Raw genomic sequence first — 19,548 nt, 5'->3', positions numbered from 1 at the left:
GCTATTCGGCTTCTCGCAGTGCGCGCAGCACCTCGCGCCGCTCTGCCTGTTCTACCGGGTCGGGCACGGGCAGCGACGCCAGCAAGCGCTGGGTGTACGGATGCTGCGGGGCCCCGAGCACCTCGGCGCCCGTGCCCTCCTCGACCAGCTTGCCGCGGTACAGCACCGCGATGCGGTCGGCGAGAAGGTCGACCACCGCGAGGTCGTGGCTGATGAACAGCGCCGCGAAGCCGAGGTCGCGCTGGAGCTCGGTGAACAGCTCGAGCACCTTCGCCTGCACGGAGACGTCCAGGGCGCTCGTCGGCTCGTCGGCGATCAGCAGCGTCGGGTCGAGCGCGAGAGAACGGGCAAGGCTGGCGCGCTGCCGCTGACCGCCGCTGAGCTCGTGCGGGTAGCGATCACCAAACGCGCGGGGCAACTGCACGGCCTCGAGGAGCTCGTTGACACGGGGACGCGCGGCCGCGACATCCCCCGCCTTCTTATGCACCAGAAGGGGTTCGGCTACTGCTTCAGCAATTGTGAGCAGCGGATTGAAGCTGGATGCCGGGTCCTGAAACACAAAGCCGATATCACTGCGCAGCGGCTTGAAGTCGCGCTCGCGGATGCCACGCATTTCGCGGCCCAACACCATGAGCGATCCGCCCGTGGCCTTGGTGAGTCCGCCGATGGTGCGGCCGATCGTCGTTTTTCCCGATCCGCTCTCGCCGACCAGGCCGAGCACCTCGCCCGCGTGGATCTTGAAGCTGACACCGTCGACGGCCCGGAATCCCGGACGACCGAATCGGCCCGCGTACTCGATGACGAGGTTGTCTGCGACAACGACCGGGTCCTTCTCCACGATCGGGCGGGCGGCGGCACGCGCCTGCGTCTGCGCGAGACCGGTGCCGAGCTTCGGTACCGAGCCCAGCAACTTCTGGGTGTACTCGTGCTTCGGGTTCGCGAACAGGCTTCGTGCATTGTCTTCTTCGACAACGGAGCCGTTGTACATCACGGCAACACGGTCGGCGAGGTCCGCGACCACACCCATGTTGTGAGTGATCAGCACGATCGCCGCGCCGAAATCATCCCGACAGCGTCGAAGCAGGTCAAGAATCTCGGCCTGCACGGTGACGTCGAGCGCGGTCGTCGGCTCGTCTGCGACGATAACGCCGGGCTCAAGCACGAGCGCCATCGCAATCACCACGCGCTGCTTTTGCCCACCCGAGAACTGGTGCGGGTAGTAGTCGACGCGCTCCGCGGGTTCGGGAATACCGACCTTGCCGAGGATCTCGATGGCCTTCGCCCGCGCCGCCTTCTTGCTGTACTTGCCGTGCGCGCGCAGCCCCTCGGCGATCTGCCAGCCGACGGTGAAGACCGGGTTCAGTGCGGTCGACGGCTCCTGGAACACCATGGCCACGTCCGTGCCGCGAATTTCGCGCAGGCGCTTACCGCTCACCTGCACGACGTCATTGGTGCCGAGCATCACCACGCCGGACACCGTGGCGGTCGACGGCAACAGCCCGAGAATCGTCTTCGCCGTGACGGTCTTGCCACTGCCGGATTCGCCGACGATGGCGAGCACTTCGCCAGCCTGAACGTTCAGGCTCACGCCGTCGACGGCCCGCACAGGTGTGCCATCCGTGGCGAAGGTGACGGCGAGGTTCTGGATGTCTACAACGGTGCTCATGGGCGTCCCTCGAGGTGTGCGATGTCCGCGGCCGATTCGATGCTTCCGCCGGGCACAACGGTCGTTTCAGCGGCGGGAGCGGGGGTGCCACTCGCCCGCTTTCGGGTACGCAGGCGGGGGTCCGCGAGGTCGTTGAGGCTCTCGCCGACCAGGGTCATCCCCAGCACCACGAGAACGATCGCGGATCCGGGGAAGACCGAGGTCCACCAGATTCCGCTGGTCACGTCGGACAGCGACTTGTTGAGGTCGTATCCCCATTCGGCGGCGGATGTCGGTTCAATACCAAATCCGAGGAACCCGAGTGCGGCGAGAGTGAAGATCGCCTCGGAGGCGTTGAGGGTGAAGATCAGCGGGAGCGACCGGGTGGCGTTGCGCAGCACGTGGCGGGACATGATCCGCACGGAACTCGTGCCGACCACCTTCGCGGACTCGACGTAGGCCTCAGACTTGATGCGCACCGTTTCTGCACGAATCACGCGGAAGTACTGCGGAATGAACACCACGGTGATCGAGACCGCCGCGGAGAAGATCCCGGACCACAGGTTGGATTGCCCTCCGCTGATGATGATCGCGGCGACGATGGCAAGCAGCAACGACGGGAACGCGTAGACCGCGTCAGCGATGACGACCAACACGCGGTCGAGCCACCCGCCGATATATCCCGAGATCACGCCGAGGGCGATGCCGAGGAAGATCGACAGCACAACCGCGACCACAATCACGAGCAGGGCGGTCTGTGCTCCCCAGATGACCCGGGACAGCACGTCGTAGCCTCCGACGGTGGTGCCGAGGATGTGGTCACCGCCCGGGGGCTGCTGGGCGCCGAAGTTGCCGTCGGCGTCCTTGAGCTGGGAGTAGCCGTACGGTGCGAGCCACGGCGCGAACGCGGCCACGAGCAGGAACACACCCACGATGATCAGACCGGCGATGAGCATGCCGCGCTGGAGGCCAACACTCTGGCGCAGCTGATGGACGACGGGCAGGCGTTTCCACCACGCCACCTTGGGCGGGGAAACGCTGGCGGAACTGAGCGAAGTCATCAGTACCTCACTCTCGGGTCGATGAGCGCCGCAATGATGTCGACGACGAAGTTGGTCAGCGCGACGATCACGGCGAGCAGGGCCACAATGCCCTGCACCGCGACGAAGTCCCGCGCGGTGAGGTACTGGGTGAGCTGGAAGCCCAGACCCTTCCACTCAAATGTTGTCTCGGTCAGCACCGCGCCGCCCAGCAGCACCGCGATCTGCAGGCCGATTACCGTGATGATCGGGATGAGTGCGGGCTTGAAAGCGTGATGGCGAACCAGACGGAACTCGCTGACGCCCCGTGACCGGGCCGCGTCGATGTAGTCCATCGAGAGCGTGCCGATCACGTTGGTGCGGACAAGCCTGAGGAAGACTCCGGCAGTGAGCAGCCCCAGCGCGATGCCGGGCAGGACGGCGTGCTGCAGAACGTCGACCACGGCGGCGCTGTTTCCGATCCGGATGGCGTCCAGCAGGTAGATGCCCGTGCCGTTCTCCATCGACGAGAGGTTCAGTTCGACCCGGGTGGATGCTCGCCCCGCGACCGGGAGCCAGCCGAGCCAGACGGAGAAGACCAGCTTGAGCAGGAGGCCGGCAAAGAAGACCGGGGTCGCGTACCAGAGGATCGCGATGATGCGCAGGAACGCGTCCGGCCACCGGTCGCGGAAGTATGCTGCCAGCATCCCGAGGGGAATTCCCACGACCAGGGCGACCGTCAACGCGTAAAACGCGAGTTCAAAGGTCGCTGGTCCGTACGTCGCCAGGATCTCGACGATGGGGCGTCCATCGGTGATCGAGTTGCCGAAGTTGCCGGTAAACACCTGACCGAGGTACTCGAAGTACTGCACGAAAACCGGCCGGTCGTATCCGGCCTGGTGGATGCGCTCCGCAAGTTGGTCAGCCGTGAGCCGCCCGCCGAGTGCGGCCGTGATCGGGTCGCCGATGACCCGCATCAACAGGAACACCATCGATACCAGGATGAAAACCGTGGGAATGATGAGGAGGAACCGGACGATGATGTACCGGCCCAAAGCGTTTGGTGCCTTCTTGCCCTTGCTCGAGCTACTGGCGCCACCCGCCGACGGTGGCGTGTGCGGAGCATCCGAAGCGGATGCCGCGGCTGGTGCGGTCGTAGTCATGACTGCCTTTGAATACGTGGGTACGGGGATACGGGAATACGGGGATGCGGGGATGAATCCACGTGCGTTGGTGGGGCGCGCGCAACCTGGAGAGACGCGCGGATCGGTCGAGATGCGCGCGGGATGCGTCGATACGCGCAAAACGATCGGAGGCGCCCGCAAACTCGTGCGAGACGCCCCCGACCGTTAACTTGCTAGAGAAACTCTAGCTGGCTACTGCTAGCCCTTCGACATCGTTCCGAAGCGGAACTTGAATGAACCGTCGAGCGTGGTGCCGCTGACATCGGTTCCGGTTACTGCAACCTGAGCACCCTGGAGCAGCGGGATGGTCGAGACATCGGCGGCGACAGCGGCCTGGATCTCTTCGATCATCGTGACGCGAGCGTCGGGGTCGGTCTCGGTCGCCTGCGCGGTGATCATCGAGTTGACTTCCGGGTTGTCGTAGTGGTTCGCCAGGAAGTTGTCCGTCGTGAAGAACGGTGTCAGGTAGTTGTCTGCGTCGGAGTAGTCCGGGAACCAGCCGAGCTGGTACGCGGGGTAGACATCGGTCGTGCGGTCCTTCGAGTACTGGACCCATTCCGTCGACTGCAGGTTGACCGTGAACAGGCCGCTCTCCTCGAGCTGGCTCTTCACGAGCGCGTACTCGTCACCCGAGGACTCGCCGTAGTGGTCAGGGTTGTACTGCAGGCTCAGTGCGACCGGCTCGGTGATGCCTGCGGCGGTCAGAATCTCGGCTGCCTTGGTTGCGTCCGGAGCACCGTCGGTGCCGTAGAGGTCCTTGAAGACCTCGGTCGCACCAGTGAGTCCCTCGGGAACGTAGGAGTACAGCGGCAGGTAAGTTCCCTTGTAGACCTGCTCGGACAGGGCGTCCCGGTCAACGAGGCTGGCCGCAGCCTGGCGAACGGCGAGTGCCTTCGCCTCGTCGGCCTCCGGCGTCGAAGCACCGAACGGCTGGGTGTCGAAGTTGAAGACGATGTAGCGGATCTCTCCACCGGGACCGATCTCAACATTGACGTTCTCGTCGCTTTCGAGGTCAGCGATGTCGGTTGCCGAGAGGTTCTTGTACGCGACGTCAACGCCGCCCTCCTGCACGTCGAGCTTCAGGTTGGAGGCCTCGGTGTAGTACTTCATCTGCACAACATCGGTCTCCGGGGCGCCAAGCACACCGTCGTAGTCGGGGTTGGCCTCGAAGGCGATGAGGTTGTTGAAGTCGTAGTCGGTGATCGTGTACTGGCCAGCGAATGCGTTCCCGGCGATGATGTCGTCGTCAGGGGTGACCGAGTCGGCGGAGAATACTTCCTCGTCGACGATCGGCGCTGCTGGGCTGGAGAGGATCTGGGCGAAAGTCTGGTCGTCACCGGCAGTGAGGTGGAACACGACGGTGGTGTCATCCACGGCCTCGACGCTTTCCAGGTTGCCCAGAAGCACCGAGGGGCCGTTCTCGTCTGCAATCGCGGTCTGGCGGTCGAAGCTGAACTTGACGTCAGAGGAGGTGAGCTCGTTGCCGTTGGCGAACGTCAGCCCCTCCTTCAGGACGACGGTGAAGTCGTTCGGCGCGGTGTACTCAGCGGACTCGGCGATGTCGGGAACGACGTCGGCAGTGCCCGGCATCGAGTTCATCAGGAACGGGTAGATCTGGTTCATTACAACGAAAGAACCGTTGTCGTAGGAGCCAGCGGGGTCGATGAACGTGACCTTGTCGGTGGTGCCGACGATCAGCGCCTCGCCGCCGTCTCCGCCTTCGGTTCCGCCAGTGGCGCAGCCAGCGAGCACGAGCGCGAACGCGGCACCCCCGGCGACTACACCAAGCGCGCGCTTGGTTGTTTTAGATGTGGACGTCATGTGCGCCTACCTCTTCCTCAGTGCTGTAAAGGGAATGTGATGTAGCGAAAAGCGGCCACGCCGAAGGCGCAGACCACTCTGCAGTAAAACAGGTCTAACACACGACCGCGCGGAGATCGGGCCACGCCAGCGCTGTGGGCCTGTTTGGTAACCTGACCGAAATATACGAGCACCTTTTGGGCGGTTTATTGCGCAGACCGTCAAACACTGGCGATTAGATGCGTGACGCGCGGGCTAATCCGCTATTCATTGCGCAAGCTGCGGCGTTCCTGTTCAACGCTCAGGAGATCGCGCTGGATCCTGGCGTACCGCTCCGGGTCCGCCACGGGATCCGTGCGCTGGAGTGACCCGAGCAGATCGGCCTTCGCCCGAAGCAGATCGAGGCCGACCAGCGAGGCTGCGATCTCCTGGCAGTACACCGCGATCTGCTCAGCCCGCTGCGGGATCGGCCCGATCGCCAGCTGCTGCACGAGCGACGCAAACGATTGCGGCACTTCCCGGATGATCGTCGCGACCCATTCCGGCGACTCCATCGCATCCAAGCTGATCGCGATTGCGTCCCGCACCACCCCGAGCGTTGCGTTCGAGAATCCCACCTGGGTCGCGCGGGCGAGCATCTCGCGTCCGATGTCGGTCGGATGCTGCAGCATGGCCATAAGCGCGTCCCGCTCGAGCCGTGTCGCCTGATCGGTGGGTAGGTCAACTATTGATGGGCCCGCCTCCTGCTGCGGTTCCTGGTCCCAGTGCGTATCCCGAGAATCCGGGGCGCGCCACGACTCTCTGTCCCGAGAGTCATGCGAACGCCCGGACTGCGCGCCACCCGAATCCTCGGTCAGTCGCGTCTGCTCGTCTCCGTTCGGTCCCGCTCCACCGACAGCCCGGTCTATCCCACCAGATGGGTTGGATCGGGATTCCACCGATCCGGCTCCGGGATAGCCAGGTGACGCAGCTCCCGCGCTCGCACCCTGCGTCACACCGCCGCGGCTGTCTCCCCCGCGGTCCCTGCCGTCCCGACTCTCTCCCCCGCGGTCCCTGCCGTCCCGACTGTCTCCCCCGCGGTCCCTGCCGTCCCGACTGTCTCCCCCGCGGTCCCTGCCGTCCCGACTGTCTCCCCCGCGGTCTGCGCCAGGCCGGCTGCCGTAGGCGCCATGACTATCGCCTGCGCGGGACCCTGCTGCTGACCGCGGTCGCGACGACGCTGAGTCCCCCGCGCTTTTGGTGACGGCACTGCGCGCAGTGGACACTGCTCGGGCTACTTCGCTCGGGTCCATGCCCAACCAACCCGCGAGGTTGCGGCTGTAGCCCACACCCATCGCCTGGTCCCGGATCCCGGCCACAACCGGAGCGGAGGCTCGCAGCGCAGCGACCCTCCCTTCTACCGTCTCGAGGTCGTGGTCTGCGAGCGTGCGCCGGATCATGAACTCGAACATTGGTTTCCGCGTCGTCACGAGCCTTCGGACCGCGTCATCCCCCCGATGAAGACGGAGATCGCATGGATCAAGCCCATCGGGCGCGACAGCGACAAACGTCTGTGCGGCAAATCGCTGCTCCTCGCTGAAAGCGCGGCTCGCCGCCTTCTGCCCGGCCTCGTCGGGATCGAACGTGAAGATGACCTCACCGGTAGCCGTGGTGTCCGCGTTGTCGAAGTCGCCGAGAACACGTCGAACGATCTTGACGTGGTCAACGCCGAATGCCGTTCCGCAGGTCGCCACGGCCGTCGTCACGCCGGCGAGATGACACGCCATGACATCGGTGTACCCCTCCACAACGACAATCTGCTTGCCACGCGCAACATCGCGCTTGGCCAGATCGAGCCCGTACAGCACCTGGCTCTTGTGATAGACCGGCGTCTCAGGTGTGTTCAGGTACTTCGGGCCCGTGTCGTCCTCGCGGAGCTTTCGTGCGCCGAACCCGAGAGTCTGCCCCGTGACATCCCGAATCGGCCACACCAGACGTCCACGGAATCGATCGTAGACATCCCCGCGATCTCCGCGGCCCAGGAGCCCCGCGGTGACCAGTTCTTCCTCGGTGTAACCCAGCGTTTTCAGGTGCTTGCCCAGCGCGCCTCCGCGCGGAGCGTAGCCGACCCCAAAACGTTCCGCGGCCGCCTGGTCAAACCCGCGCTGGCCGAGGAAAACCCGACCAAGCTCGGCTTCGCTGGTTGCCAGCTGGGCCTGGAAGAAGTCCTCAGCGGCCTTGTTCGCCGAGAGGATGCGAGCACGGTTTCCGTGATCGGTAGCCTGGCCGCCGTCTTCGTAGTGCAGCTCGTAGCCGAGCCGCCCCGCCAGGCGCTCGACGGCCTCGGAGAAGGTGACGTGGTCCATCTTCTGCAGGAACGTGAACACGTCCCCACCTTCACCGCAACCGAAGCAGTGGTAGAAGCCGACCTGCGGTCGAACGTGGAAACTCGGGCTACGCTCCTCGTGAAACGGGCACAACCCCTTCATGGAACCCACGCCGGCGTTCTTCAGGGTGACGTAATCGCCCACGATGTCGGCCAAATTGGTGCGCGACCTGACCTCGTCGATGTCATTTCGTCGGATTAGGCCAGCCACACCCCAAGTCTACGTTTGTGAGCGCAGCTCGCCCCGCCGTGCGCACTAACTGGGGACACCGCGCGCGGCCGCCACGGCACCCGTGCACCCTGCACTCACCCTTCGGCAATTCAGGAGACCACAACCGACCGACGGGCCGGTCCGGCGGCAATAGCCGGAATCACGGGAAGACCGCTCGTGCTCCGGCGACGGTTCGTTCTCAGTTCCTGAGTTTCCAGACTCACGTCGCGGCTCAGCTCGGGTGGCGCGGTTTGGCATGGCCGACGGGCCGCCTTAGCGCGCCTGAGCAGCTGCACGAACCGGGAGAGGTCCACGCCGTGCGCAACGTCCGACCCGTGGTACCGCGTGCACACGGGTTGGCATGGTCCGACCATTACGGACGTGGAGCATGCGATATCTCCGAACGAGCCGCCAGCGGTAGCCGCCGCGGACGCCGACGCGCACTCGCGGCGGTCACGGTGGTCACGGCGGTCGCGCCGGTCGCGCCGGTCGCGCCGGTCGCGGGCATGCGGCGACACGTACGAGCGCGCGAGCAGGCGAGCAGGTGAAGGAATCTACCGCGTGGGGACTACCCCGTCACGAGGCGGCCGTACCACGCGATCGCCGACTGGTCGGTCAGCGAAGCAACTTGGTCGACAACGACACGCTTACGCTCCGCGTCTGTGTTCGCCGCAGTCCACTCTGCGGAGAAGCCGAGGTCCAGCCCGGACGGACCGCTCGAGTAGAGAACATCCGCAAGCTTGGTGAGGACCTCACGTTGCTCCGTATAGATAGGACGGCGCGCGTTGGTCGACATTACGAACGTAGCAACGATCCCCTTGAGTACCGCGATCTCAGCCTGGATCTCGCGTGGCACCACTACATTTGCCTGGAAGCGGATGAGCGAAGTCTGCGGATACGCTTCCCGCGTGGCATCCGTCGCGGCGGCGGCGAAGCGGCCGATGAGCTCGCTCGTCAGATTCTTCAGGCGGCCCTGGTCGCGTGGGCTCCCGTCGTATGACTCGAGCCAGATCGCAAGGTTGTCGAGCCGGTCGAACGCCGCGATGAGTTCATCGTGGCTGATCTCTCCGCCGATCCAGGAAAACATGGAATCCACGAGCTCGTCGTGGTCCACGCGTGCTCCCAGCGCAGAGACGTCGATGAAGCCGCTCACCACCGCGTCCTCGAAGTCGTGAACAGAGTAGGCAATGTCATCGCTGAGGTCCATCACCTGCGCCTCCACGCAACGTCGGCGGTCAGGCGCGCCGGCCCGCAACCATTCGAACGCGGCTAAATCCTCGGCATAGAAACCAAATTTGCTACGACCGCTCGGATCCGGAATCCCCTGCGAGGCTGGCCACGGATACTTGCAGCTCGCATCGAGACTCGCCCGTGTCAGGTTCAGTCCGTAGCTTTGGCCATCGTCGCCGAACACCTTCGGCTCGATCCGAGTGAGCAGGCGCAATGTCTGTGCGTTTCCTTCAAATCCGCCGATGTCGACGGACCAGTCATTCAATGCCTTTTCACCGTTGTGGCCGAACGGCGGATGTCCCAAATCGTGCGCGAGGCAGGCCGTGTCGACGACGTCCGGGTCGAGCCCGAGGCTGGACGCAAGTTCCCGACCCACCTGAGCAACCTCGAGGGAGTGGGTCAGCCGGTTCCGGGCGAAATCTAACCCCGCTGCGGGGCTCAACACCTGCGTTTTGGCAGCCAGTCGACGCAGGGCGCTCGAGTGCAGCAGCCGCGCGCGGTCCCGCGCGAAGTCGCTTCGGGGGCTGGAATGTTCTTCGGGCAGCCAACGCTCGGCATCCGCGACGGTGTATCGCCGCGCAGAAACCTGGTCGTGAGCGTGTGAATCCGGAACCAGTTGGTCCGAAGCGAGGGCGCCCGGACCAGTTTGACCCTGAGACATGTCGTCAACCACCACTGGTGTTCAGCTCCGCCTCGGTGAGTTCTGCACGATGAGTCTCCTGAAGCTCGCGACTGTCAAGCCAGTGGTCTGGCAGGGACGGGCGCTTCGGCGTACCCGCGCGACCCCGCTGCCCCTCGGCGTCGGCACCCGGGTAAGGCTGCTCCCAGTCGAGCGTGCCCAGCAGGTCATCCAGCTGCGCGAGCGTCTGCACCATGGCCAGACGTGCGCGCAGGTCGCCGCCCACGGAGTATCCCTTGAAGTACCAGGCGACATGCTTACGAATGTCACGGCAGGCACGGTCCTCCTCCTCGAAAAACTCGACGAGCAATTCAGCATGACGCTTGAACGCGCGAGCCACCTCGCCGAGCGTCGGCTGCGCCTTCATCTCTTCGCCGCGGAACGCAGCGGCCAGGTCACCGAACAACCAGGGGCGCCCGAGGCATCCGCGCCCAACGACGACCCCGTCGCATCCGGTCTCTGCCACCATCCGCAATGCGTCCTGTGCGCTCCAGATGTCGCCATTGCCGAGAACGGGCACGCTGGTAATCGTGCCCTTGAGGGTCGCGATTGCCGACCAGTCCGCCGTTCCGGAGTAAAACTCGGCGGCGGTTCGCGCGTGTAGCGCGATGCTCGCGACGCCCGCACCCTCTGCCGCCTTACCCGCCTCGAGATAGGTCAGGTGATCAGAATCGATTCCCTTACGCATCTTTACCGTCAGCGGGATGTCTCCCGCCGCAGCGACGGCACCTTCGACGATCTCGCGGAATAGTCCAAGCTTCCATGGGAGCGCAGCACCGCCGCCTTTGCGCGTGACTTTCGGAACGGGGCATCCGAAATTCAGATCAATGTGATCAGCTCGATCTTCAGCGACAAGCATGGTCACCGCCTCGGACACGGTCTTCGGGTCGACCCCGTAAAGCTGGATGCTGCGTGTGGTTTCGGACTCATGGTGGCGAATGAGCCGCATGCTTTCAGGCGTGCGCTCGACCAGAGCCCGGCTGGTGATCATCTCGCTGACGTAGAGGCCAGCACCATATTCACGGCACAGGCGGCGGAATGCGGTGTTGGTGATGCCCGCCATAGGGGCTAGTACGACGGGGACGTCCAGCTCGATATTTCCGATACGAAGAGGCTCGGTGGTCGCCGCGGGAATGCGTGCGGCGACGGGAGCGTTGGCAGCGGTAACGGTAGTGAGAGTGGACATTGCACCAATTCTCCCAGAAAGTCGTCTCGACCACCGGCGCGTTACCCGATGGGCCTCGTCAGTCGGGCGAATTTCGTTGGGGAGGACAAGACGCACACGTGTACAGAGAGCGAAATGACCATGACAGAAACAACCACTGCGGAGAGTCCGGTCGGAGCAACTTCGGACGGACGAGCACGGGTTGCAGCAGACGCCGCGGCCCGCGGAATCGCAATCGAGTTTGTTGACCGTCCCGCGGCCGACTCGCTCGAGGCTGCGGCCGCGCTCCTCGGAATCGCGCCCTCCACGATTGTAAAGACGCTCGTGGTCAAACGGCACGACGGCACGTTTCTTTTTGCGCTGGTTCCCGGTGACCGCCAGATCTCCTGGGCGAAGCTGCGGTCGGTCGTCGGAGTCAACAAGTTGCGGCTGCCAGAAGCCGCCATCGCGCTGGAAGCGACGGGGTACGAGCGCGGCACCATCACCCCGCTCGGAAGCAGTACCCCCTGGCCGGTGTTCGCGGACGCGCGCATAGTGGGCACGCGAATTGCGATGGGCGCCGGCGCACAGGGCCTCAGCGCTTTCGTCGATGCGGGTGCGCTGATCTCAGGTCTGGATGCCACGGTCGCGGACATCAGCGACTGACGCTAGGCCGCAGCGCGGTGAGGCGCAGCACCCCGCGGCGCCCCGCTGCGGGTGCGATATTCAGTAGCGACTGACGCTAGATGTCGCCAGAGTCGAGTAGGTCGATGACAACCCGCTGATCGCTCGGCGCGGGGACCTCGCACACGTCACCGACGCAGACGACGCCCGAATCGCCAACCATCTGAAGCGGAACCGCGGACGGCCCACTCATCGGACTTCTTCCTTCTCGAGCCGTGCCTGCTCAAGGACTCCCGTGAACGCCGTCGGATCCTGAGCGCCGGAAACACCATACTTGCCGTCAATTACGAAGAACGGGACGCCCTGAATTCCGTAGGCCTGGGCTTGCGCGACATCCGCCTTCACATCAGCAAGGTAAGTGTTTGCCGTCAGCACCCGCACAATCTCAGCGCGGTCCAGGCCAATCTCGGCCCCGAGGTCAGCGAGGTCCTCAACGCGTCCAACGTGGCGGCCATCGACGAAGTAGGCCTTCAGTAGACGCTCTTTCATGTCGAGCTGGCGGCCCTGCGACTTCGCATAGTGCAGCAGCTCGTGCGACTTCACCGTGTTCGTTTGGTGGACGTCTTCGTAGTGGTAGTCGAGACCCACATCGGCAGCGATGCCGGTGACGTTCTCGAGCATTTTCTCGACCTGATCGAGCGGGATGCCTTTGCGCTGGCTGAGGTAGTCGACCGGAGTTCCGTCGAAGTCGACCGGGGTGTCCGGGGCGAGCTCGAAGGAGTGGTACTCCACCTCAACCTCGCCGTCAAACTCGGCCACGCCGGCCTCGAACTTGCGCTTGCCGATGTAGCACCAGGGGCACTGAACGTCGGACCAGATGTCTACTTTGATAGGTTCACTCACGTTGGACGCAACGAGGGCCACCCCGCGAGAATTCCCGAGCACTCGAACATTCATCAAACGGGTACCCATTGGGTGAGTGGCGGGACCCGGCCTCGCACCATCGAGAGCGGGCGAGGCGGGGACACTCCGCGCCCGAGAAGTGCGCTCTCGATCGCCGCGGCCACCCTGCCCCAGTCCCGGAACACCATCACCGCCGTCGCTCGCAATGCGTGGTAGCCGTGGATGGTCATGGTGAGGTCCTTCGCCCGATCGGCGTGGAAGCGGTCGCGATGGTGTTCCTCGCCATCTGTCTCGAGCGCCACCACACCGTCAACGACCATGTCGATGCGCTGGTTCTCACCCACCCTTGCTTGAGAAATCACGTGATGCCCCCGGAGTCGCAATCGTGTCCTGGCAAGACTCTCGGGGAGAGACTCGCACTTCGGGTCGATCCACCCGCGGAGGGAACTCTTGATCGCGGGCAATCGGTCGAAAATAGTGTCGAGGTCACCTGAGTCGATGTGCCGCGTATGCAAAGCCCAGTCGAGGGCTGCGACGGCAACCTCCAGTGTTTCGTCGAGCACGACGCGTTCCAATGCATCGAGGAGCCCCACGCGCATCACCGTGCCTAATCTCCCAACGCGGGGGGCATCCCAGTGCAGCCTTACGCCACGGGTGCGCGCGGCCGCAAAGGACGCAAATCTATTCACGGGCGAGCGAAGTCGCGCTGCGTTCTTGGGGACGGAGACGTGAAGCGTTGGCGTATCGAGCACCCAGCCCCCTGCCGCGGCTATCGCGGAGATTCCCGTCAGACGACCGCCGATACGGACAGCGCGGAGCTCTGGCAGGGTTGGCGGAAGGGTCGAGTACCACCCTTGGCGGACACGGATCACGTCCTTGTTGCGCACCGCCCGGGTGAGCTCGTGATCGCGCGCTCCCAGTGCAACGAGCTGGCGCTTGTGCGCCACCCCGCCGACTGCGTCGACGAGCGCTGCGATATCGGACATGCAGCCATCGTCCCGGCGATGACGCTGGCGGGACAGCTGGTCCAGGTAAAGGTGGGCCGATTCGACGCGGGATCAACTGTGGAGGATCGGCCAAACACGCCGCCGCGGGAGCTGGACCGCGTCACCCTTCGGAAACTCAGGAGTTCGCGAGCGAGCGCACGCCCCTGACCCGGCTCGGCGGTTGGCCGAGCCGGTGGAAGTGCGCCGAGTCCTGAGTTTCCGAAGGTGCGTGGTGCGGATGCGGATGCGTGGTGCTGGATGCGGGGCGCGGAGGTAGGGACGGATGTGGTGCGGGTGCGGGCACGGATGTGGTGCGGGGACGGGCACGGATGGGGTGCGGGGACGGGACGTCGTGCGAGGCGAGGTGCGGCCTCCGAACGCGCGGCTCCCGCGCGGCTCCCGCGCGGGTCCCGGCGCAGAGCCCGAGCGCTACGCTCCGATCAGCTGCTCCGCGAGATAGCCTCGCAGCCGATCGAGAGACACGCGCTCCTGCGCCATCGTGTCGCGCTCGCGGATGGTCACCGCGTTGTCATCCAGCGACTCGAAGTCGACGGTGACACAGAAGGGCGTGCCGATCTCGTCTTGGCGGCGGTAGCGCCGGCCGATTGCGCCGGCATCGTCGAAGTCGATGTTCCAGTACTTGCGCAGGTCCGCCGCGACCTGCTTCGCGAGCGGCGACAGCCGCTCGTTGCGCGACAGTGGAAGGACGGCGACCTTGATCGGCGCAAGACGGCGGTCCAGTCGCAGAACCGTGCGCTTGTCGACGCCGCCCTTGGTGTTCGGTGCCTCGTCCTCAGAGTACGCGTCCACCAGGAACGCCATCAGCGCGCGGGTAAGCCCAAACGCCGGCTCGATGACGTAGGGGAACCAGCGCTCGTCCTTGGTCTGATCGAAGTAGGAGAGATCGGCGCCGGACGCCTCCGAGTGCGTCTTCAGGTCGAAGTCGGTGCGGTTGGCGATGCCCATCAGCTCGCCCCACTCGCTGCCGGCGAACCGGAAACGGTACTCCACGTCAACCGTGCGGGTGGAGTAATGCGACAGCTTCTCGGCCGGGTGCTCGTACAGACGGATGTTCTCGGGCTTGATCCCGAGGCCCACGTACCAATCGTGCGAGGCATCGATCCAGTACTGGTGCCATTCCGCGTCCGTGCCGGGTTCGACGAAGAACTCCATCTCCATCTGCTCAAACTCCCGGGTGCGGAAGATGAAGTTTCCGGGCGTGATCTCATTGCGGAAGCTCTTGCCGATCTGGGCGATTCCGAACGGAGGCTTCATTCGGGCGGAACCGAGCACGTTCGCGAAGTTCACAAAGATCCCCTGCGCCGTCTCGGGCCGCAGGTACGCCATGCCCTCTTCATTGTCGACCGGGCCAAGGAAGGTCTTCAGGAGGCCCGAGAAGTTCTGCGGTTCGGTCCACGAGCCGGGCTGCCCGGTGTCGGGGTCGCGAATGTCCGCGAGCCCATTGACCGGCGGATGTCCGTGCTTCTCTTCGTACGCCTCGAGCAGGTGGTCGGCGCGGTACCGCTTGTGGGTGTGCAGAGATTCGACCAGCGGGTCGGAGAATACCTCGACGTGCCCGGAAGCCTCCCACACCTTGCGCGGCAGGATGACGGACGAGTCGATGCCGACGATGTCGTCCCGACCCTGGACCATGAACTGCCACCACTGGCGCTTGATGTTCTCTTTCAGGGCGGTACCGAGCGGCCCGTAGTCCCAGGCGGAACGAGAGCCCCCGTAGATCTCACCAGCCTGATAAACGAAGCCTCGCCTTTTGGCGAGTGCGATGACGGCGTCGAGGGGATTTGGCGTGGCCACGTGTAACTCCTGTGTTGAACGCCGAGCTGGATGCCCGGTGAAATGCGAACCCCCAGCCTAACGGGGGCCATCGGCCCAACGGCACAGCGGAGCCGCGACGGTCTCAGAATGTAGACGGTCTCAGAATTCAGACGGTCCGAGAATACGTCGGTCTCAGAATACAGACGGTCTCAGAATGCGAAGAGGTGGGATGCCGCCCGCTCCACAATCGCGACCTGCAAGTGAACTCAGGCAGACAGTTGGTGTGCGAGCTCCAGGATGCGCATTGTGGCCAGCGCCTCGCGGGGGTCAACGGGCGACGGCGCCCCCGTAGTCAGCGTCTTGGCAACCCCCGCGTAGAAGCCAGCGTAATTTCCGCGCTCCGTGGGATGCGGTGTGGGGGCAGCGCCCTTTTCCCCACCGACGAGCCCCCAATCCTCCTCCGGCACAACGCCGAAGCCCGCGTCCGTTGGGCGGGCGCCGAGCTTCAACGCGTCCTCCTGGTTGTCCAGTCCGTAGACCATGTACGCGCTGTCCGTACCGAGAACGCGGAAACGCGGTCCCGTCTGCGCGGCCATCCTGCTGACAGTGATGTGGGATGTCACGCCGCTGACGTGAGCGAGCGAGAGGAACGCATCGTCTTCGCTAGGCCCTCCCGGTCGAACGACGCGCAGTTCTGCCCGTTCAAGGGTCGCGGGACCGAAGAGGTGGAGGGCCTGGTCAACGAGGTGGCTGCCGAGATCGAAGGTGATTCCTGCGCCCTGGGCTACCGTCGCTGTGTCGTGCCACCGGTCGCGCGCCGCACCCGCGTAGCGCTCGAACGTGCTCTCAAACCGGAAGACCTGACCGAGCCTGCCGGATTCGATCAGCTTCTTCGCCGTGAGGAAATCGCCGTCCCACCGCCGATTCTGGAACACGATGAGCGGTCGCCCGACGCGTTCTGCGGTGTCGATGAGCTGCTCCGCCTCCGCGACCGACGCCGCAAACGGTTTGTCGACCACGACCGCCGCCCCAGACTCGAGCGCCGCGGTTGCCTGGGCGAAGTGAGCAGCCGGAGGGGACGCGAGCACGATCAGATCGAGGTCGCGGCCGAGGAGTGCGTCCGGCGCTCTGACGATCTCGTAGTCGCCTCGTGCACGCGCTTCTTCCTGGCGCTCTGGATTGCCGGTGGCGATGACCTCCAGGCGAAAGGCCGGGTTAGTCGCCAGGAACGGTTCGTGGAACACACGCCCCGCCAGCCCAAAGCCGACGAGACCGGTGCGGATTACTGCGTTGGAAGCCATGACCTCAGCCTAGGCGCGAACGCCGCGCCCTGCGGTCCTGCCGCGCGCCCTGCGGTCCTGTGGTCCTGCCGCGCGCCGCACGGTTCCCCGCCGCGCCACGGTCTACCCCCGCAGCACGCTGGCCAATTGCTCCACGTCGTCTGCGGTGTTCCACAGGTGGAACGCGACCCTGAGCCTGCCGGCGCGGCCCGAGGCGACGATCCCGGCCGCCGCAAGCCGCGCGAGGTCGGCACCACCCGGATCGGCCCGTGTCACGATGGCCTGATTCTTTCGGGGAATGTCCCACTCGTCGCAGAGGAGGTTACCCAGCCCGGCCGCGTGTGACCACACCTCGGACACGTCCAGATCGGCAAACATGCGCACTGATTCTTCCGCTCCCGCCCAGGCATGCCAGGCCGGGGAAAGGTCAAACTGTCGCGCATCGCGGGCGAGCCGCATCGTGGGTCCGTAACAGGATTCCCAGACGCTCTCTCCGCCGTACCAGCTCGCAAATGTCGGCGTGAGGCTCTGCTGAAACTCGTCCGAGACGGTGAGGAAGGCGACGCCACGCGGTGCGCAGAGCCACTTGTAGCTGTGGCACACGGTCGAGTCGAAGAGGCTCGCATCGATCGGGTACACCCCGGCCGCCTGGGTCGTGTCGCAGAAGGTGCGGGCGCCGTGGTGCGCGGCGGCGGCGGTGATCGCCGGGACATCCGCCACTTCGCCGGTCGCGGACTGGATGAGGGAGAACGACACCAGCCACGTGGCATCCGTTATAGAGTCAGCCAGTTCGGCGAGGGGGATGTGCCTGACCGTGATGTCCGACCGCTGCAGGAACGGAAAGACCATCGAACTGAAGTCGCCGTCGACGCACAGTACCTCGGCTCCGCGCGGCACAGCCTGCGCGATCACGCCCGCGAAGACCGAGGTCTGGGCGCCGATCGCGACGCGATCTCCGGGAACCGCGACCAGTCGGGCGTAGTGCGCGCGCACTCGCTCGGCCAGCTCTCCGTATCCCGCGGGGCTGCGCTTCACCCCCGCCCAGGCCTGCAGGTCGGCCGTCAGGGCCGCGACGGTGTCGAGACTGGGCAGCCCCATCGACGCTGCGGCCAGGTAGCCGCGGCCGTTCGGGAACTGCTCAACAGCGGCGCGAAAGGCCGCCGAACCCCCTGCCGTCGTCGGCACCGCGGCCGAGTGCGCGTCGGCGGTCGAGTACGAGTCCGGTTCGGAAGTCATACGTCCAGCATCGACCCCCAAACGTCGCGCAGCAAATTGCGCGCCGGGTCTTTCCTAGACTGGTCCGATGTTGGGCCCGACGGACACACTCCCCCGCGCTCCGCGGCGAATTCTCATCGCCGGGGTGAGCGGCGCGGGCAAGAGCACTCTCGCGATCCAGCTCGCATCCCGCCTGGGCATTCCGTACACCGACATCGACGCGCTCTATCACGGTCCGAACTGGACGCGGCGGGAGGAGTTCTACGCCGACGTCGACGCGATGATCGGCGGCCCCGCCTGGGTGACCGAGTGGCAATACCGCAGCGTGCGTCCCCGTTTGGCGGCGCGGGCGGACATCCTAGTGTGGCTGGATTTTCCAATCAGGGTGTGGATGCCGCGGCTCGTGCGCCGGCGTGTGCAGCGACGGCGAGGCGCAGAAGTGCTCTGGGCCGGCAACGTTGAGGCTCCCCTCTGGCACCTGCTCACGGGCCGCGATCACGTTCTCGCGTGGACTGTCCGCACCCACCGCGACTATCGCACACTCATCCTCGAACTCGAGAACGCCGCGCCTCGACTCCAGGTCGTCCGCCTGCGAACCCCGCGAGAGGTCGAGCTGTGGCTTCGACGGCTACCCGCTCAAGCCGCCGATTAGTTCGCGAGGGCGGCGCTCCAGCGGAAGTCGCTCCAGGTGAGACGCATCGCGGGCAGAGCGTCGACCGCAACATCGGTGGCGAAGAATTGCACGCGCCACGCACGCGCATCGTCGTCGATGCTCTCAGAATCCACGGGCATGTCCGCGACGTAGGCGGCCTGCGAGTCGCGGATGGCGGTGGCGTCTGCCTCCGTTGCGTCCGGTCCGATCACACGCTGGATCTGGGCGACGTCGCGGCTGAGAATCGCCGCGCGCAACACCGTGAGGTAGAGGTCGACGGATGATTCGTCCTCACGCGGGTCGTCTGCAACAAGATCCGCGGGAAAGTCTCCGGCGCTGGCGGCCAGCGCCACCCCGGAGTAGCTGGACTCAAACTCGAACGGGACCGGACCCTCGAACTTCACGGTAATGGTGTCGAACGTGGCCAACGCCGCCGGCTGGGGCACCATCGCGAACCCGAAAAAACGAATCTCGCCGCCAGGCAGGGTGTACGGAAGGGTGACGGGCGTAGTGGCCCACACCGGGACCACGCCAGCTGCGGGCGGCGGCTCGTCGTTGTTCTCGCTGAGGTAGATCAGGGGCGCCTCAGCTGCGCCCGCATCATCCACCTCAATAGAGGTAATTGTGACGGGCCACGGCGAATTGTTTCGGATGAACCCGGCCTGCGACCGCAGTGGAGCCTCAGCGCTGGCGACGGCCATCGCGGTGGTTGTGCCGCCCATCGCCAAGCCCGTCGAAGTGCCCAACGCAAGGACGCCGACGACACCGGCTCCAATGAAAAGCAGGAACACAACGATGGTGATCAGGACGACTTTGCGGTTCATAAAGCGAATTC

Annotated in this window: 15 protein-coding genes and 1 pseudogene; 2 read left to right on the top strand and 14 right to left on the bottom strand. The window is 65.1% G+C overall.

Annotation, left to right across the window (positions count from 1 at the left end):
- Nucleotide 1: 1 nt before the first annotated feature.
- The 7 genes and pseudogenes from B0I08_RS01860 to dusB all read right to left on the bottom strand — a co-directional run bounded on the left by B0I08_RS01860 (nt 2) and on the right by dusB (nt 11,319).
- Complete coding sequence (locus B0I08_RS01860; protein WP_106209237.1) at nt 2-1,666, bottom strand: dipeptide ABC transporter ATP-binding protein; 1,665 nt, start codon at nt 1,664-1,666, stop codon at nt 2-4.
- Entirely contained in the window at nt 1,663-2,706 is a 1,044-nt protein-coding gene (locus B0I08_RS01855) for an ABC transporter permease (RefSeq protein ID WP_106209235.1), read from the bottom strand. Before B0I08_RS01855 ends, B0I08_RS01860 begins: the two co-directional genes overlap by 4 nt.
- Nucleotides 2,706-3,827 (bottom strand): ABC transporter permease, encoded by a 1,122-nt coding sequence (locus B0I08_RS01850; protein WP_106209233.1) that lies wholly within the window; start codon nt 3,825-3,827, stop codon nt 2,706-2,708. Before B0I08_RS01850 ends, B0I08_RS01855 begins: the two co-directional genes overlap by 1 nt.
- Before the next feature lie 219 nt (nt 3,828-4,046).
- Nucleotides 4,047-5,669, bottom strand: a complete 1,623-nt coding sequence (locus tag B0I08_RS01845) for an ABC transporter substrate-binding protein (protein ID WP_106209231.1) — start codon at nt 5,667-5,669, stop codon at nt 4,047-4,049.
- Between the two features lie 1,142 nt (nt 5,670-6,811).
- Nucleotides 6,812-8,224, bottom strand: a pseudogene (gene dnaG, locus B0I08_RS18260) (DNA primase); the annotation flags it as partial.
- Nucleotides 8,225-8,792: 568 nt separating this feature from the next.
- Nucleotides 8,793-10,115 carry a deoxyguanosinetriphosphate triphosphohydrolase gene (locus tag B0I08_RS01835; RefSeq protein WP_181243132.1) on the bottom strand — a complete coding sequence of 441 codons (1,323 nt, stop codon included), beginning with the start codon at nt 10,113-10,115 and terminating at the stop codon, nt 8,793-8,795.
- A 4-nt stretch (nt 10,116-10,119) separates the two neighbouring features.
- The gene (gene dusB / locus B0I08_RS01830; RefSeq protein WP_106209229.1) at nt 10,120-11,319 is read right to left on the bottom strand and encodes a tRNA dihydrouridine synthase DusB; all 1,200 of its coding nucleotides are present in this window, start codon (nt 11,317-11,319) and stop codon (nt 10,120-10,122) included.
- A 120-nt stretch (nt 11,320-11,439) separates the two neighbouring features.
- Between dusB and B0I08_RS01825 the strand changes: the two genes are divergently transcribed.
- Nucleotides 11,440-11,943 (top strand): aminoacyl-tRNA deacylase, encoded by a 504-nt coding sequence (locus tag B0I08_RS01825; RefSeq protein ID WP_106209971.1) that lies wholly within the window; start codon nt 11,440-11,442, stop codon nt 11,941-11,943.
- A gap of 76 nt (nt 11,944-12,019) precedes the next feature.
- On the opposite strand, the gene B0I08_RS18140 is transcribed toward B0I08_RS01825, so the two are convergent.
- From B0I08_RS18140 to B0I08_RS01800, 6 genes are all read right to left on the bottom strand, one after another.
- Nucleotides 12,020-12,154 (bottom strand): hypothetical protein, encoded by a 135-nt coding sequence (locus B0I08_RS18140; protein WP_281260190.1) that lies wholly within the window; start codon nt 12,152-12,154, stop codon nt 12,020-12,022.
- A complete protein-coding gene (locus B0I08_RS01820; RefSeq protein ID WP_106209969.1) occupies nt 12,151-12,804 on the bottom strand; it encodes a DsbA family oxidoreductase in 654 nt (217 codons plus the stop codon). The genes B0I08_RS18140 and B0I08_RS01820 overlap by 4 nt, the downstream gene beginning before the upstream one ends.
- Before the next feature lie 53 nt (nt 12,805-12,857).
- Nucleotides 12,858-13,790 (bottom strand): glycyl-tRNA synthetase, encoded by a 933-nt coding sequence (locus B0I08_RS01815; protein ID WP_106209227.1) that lies wholly within the window; start codon nt 13,788-13,790, stop codon nt 12,858-12,860.
- Between the two features lie 429 nt (nt 13,791-14,219).
- Nucleotides 14,220-15,605, bottom strand: a complete 1,386-nt coding sequence (locus tag B0I08_RS01810) for a glycine--tRNA ligase (RefSeq protein ID WP_106209225.1) — start codon at nt 15,603-15,605, stop codon at nt 14,220-14,222.
- 227 nt (nt 15,606-15,832) lie between these two features.
- On the bottom strand, nt 15,833-16,867 hold the full coding sequence (locus B0I08_RS01805; protein WP_106209223.1) for a Gfo/Idh/MocA family protein: 1,035 nt from the start codon (nt 16,865-16,867) through the stop codon (nt 15,833-15,835).
- 102 nt (nt 16,868-16,969) lie between these two features.
- The gene (locus tag B0I08_RS01800; protein ID WP_106209222.1) at nt 16,970-18,082 is read right to left on the bottom strand and encodes an aminotransferase class V-fold PLP-dependent enzyme; all 1,113 of its coding nucleotides are present in this window, start codon (nt 18,080-18,082) and stop codon (nt 16,970-16,972) included.
- A gap of 67 nt (nt 18,083-18,149) precedes the next feature.
- On the opposite strand from B0I08_RS01800, the gene B0I08_RS01795 reads away from it, so the two are divergent.
- Complete coding sequence (locus tag B0I08_RS01795) at nt 18,150-18,713, top strand: P-loop NTPase family protein (protein WP_106209220.1); 564 nt, start codon at nt 18,150-18,152, stop codon at nt 18,711-18,713.
- Here the strand turns inward: B0I08_RS01795 and B0I08_RS01790 are convergent.
- Nucleotides 18,710-19,537 (bottom strand): hypothetical protein, encoded by an 828-nt coding sequence (locus B0I08_RS01790; RefSeq protein WP_106209218.1) that lies wholly within the window; start codon nt 19,535-19,537, stop codon nt 18,710-18,712. The genes B0I08_RS01795 and B0I08_RS01790 overlap by 4 nt on opposite strands.
- Nucleotides 19,538-19,548: the final 11 nt, after the last annotated feature.

The organism is Glaciihabitans tibetensis (genome assembly GCF_003003265.1).
Classification (GTDB): Bacteria; Actinomycetota; Actinomycetes; order Actinomycetales; family Microbacteriaceae; genus Glaciihabitans; species Glaciihabitans tibetensis.
This window is presented reverse-complemented; position numbering and strand designations above follow the sequence as displayed.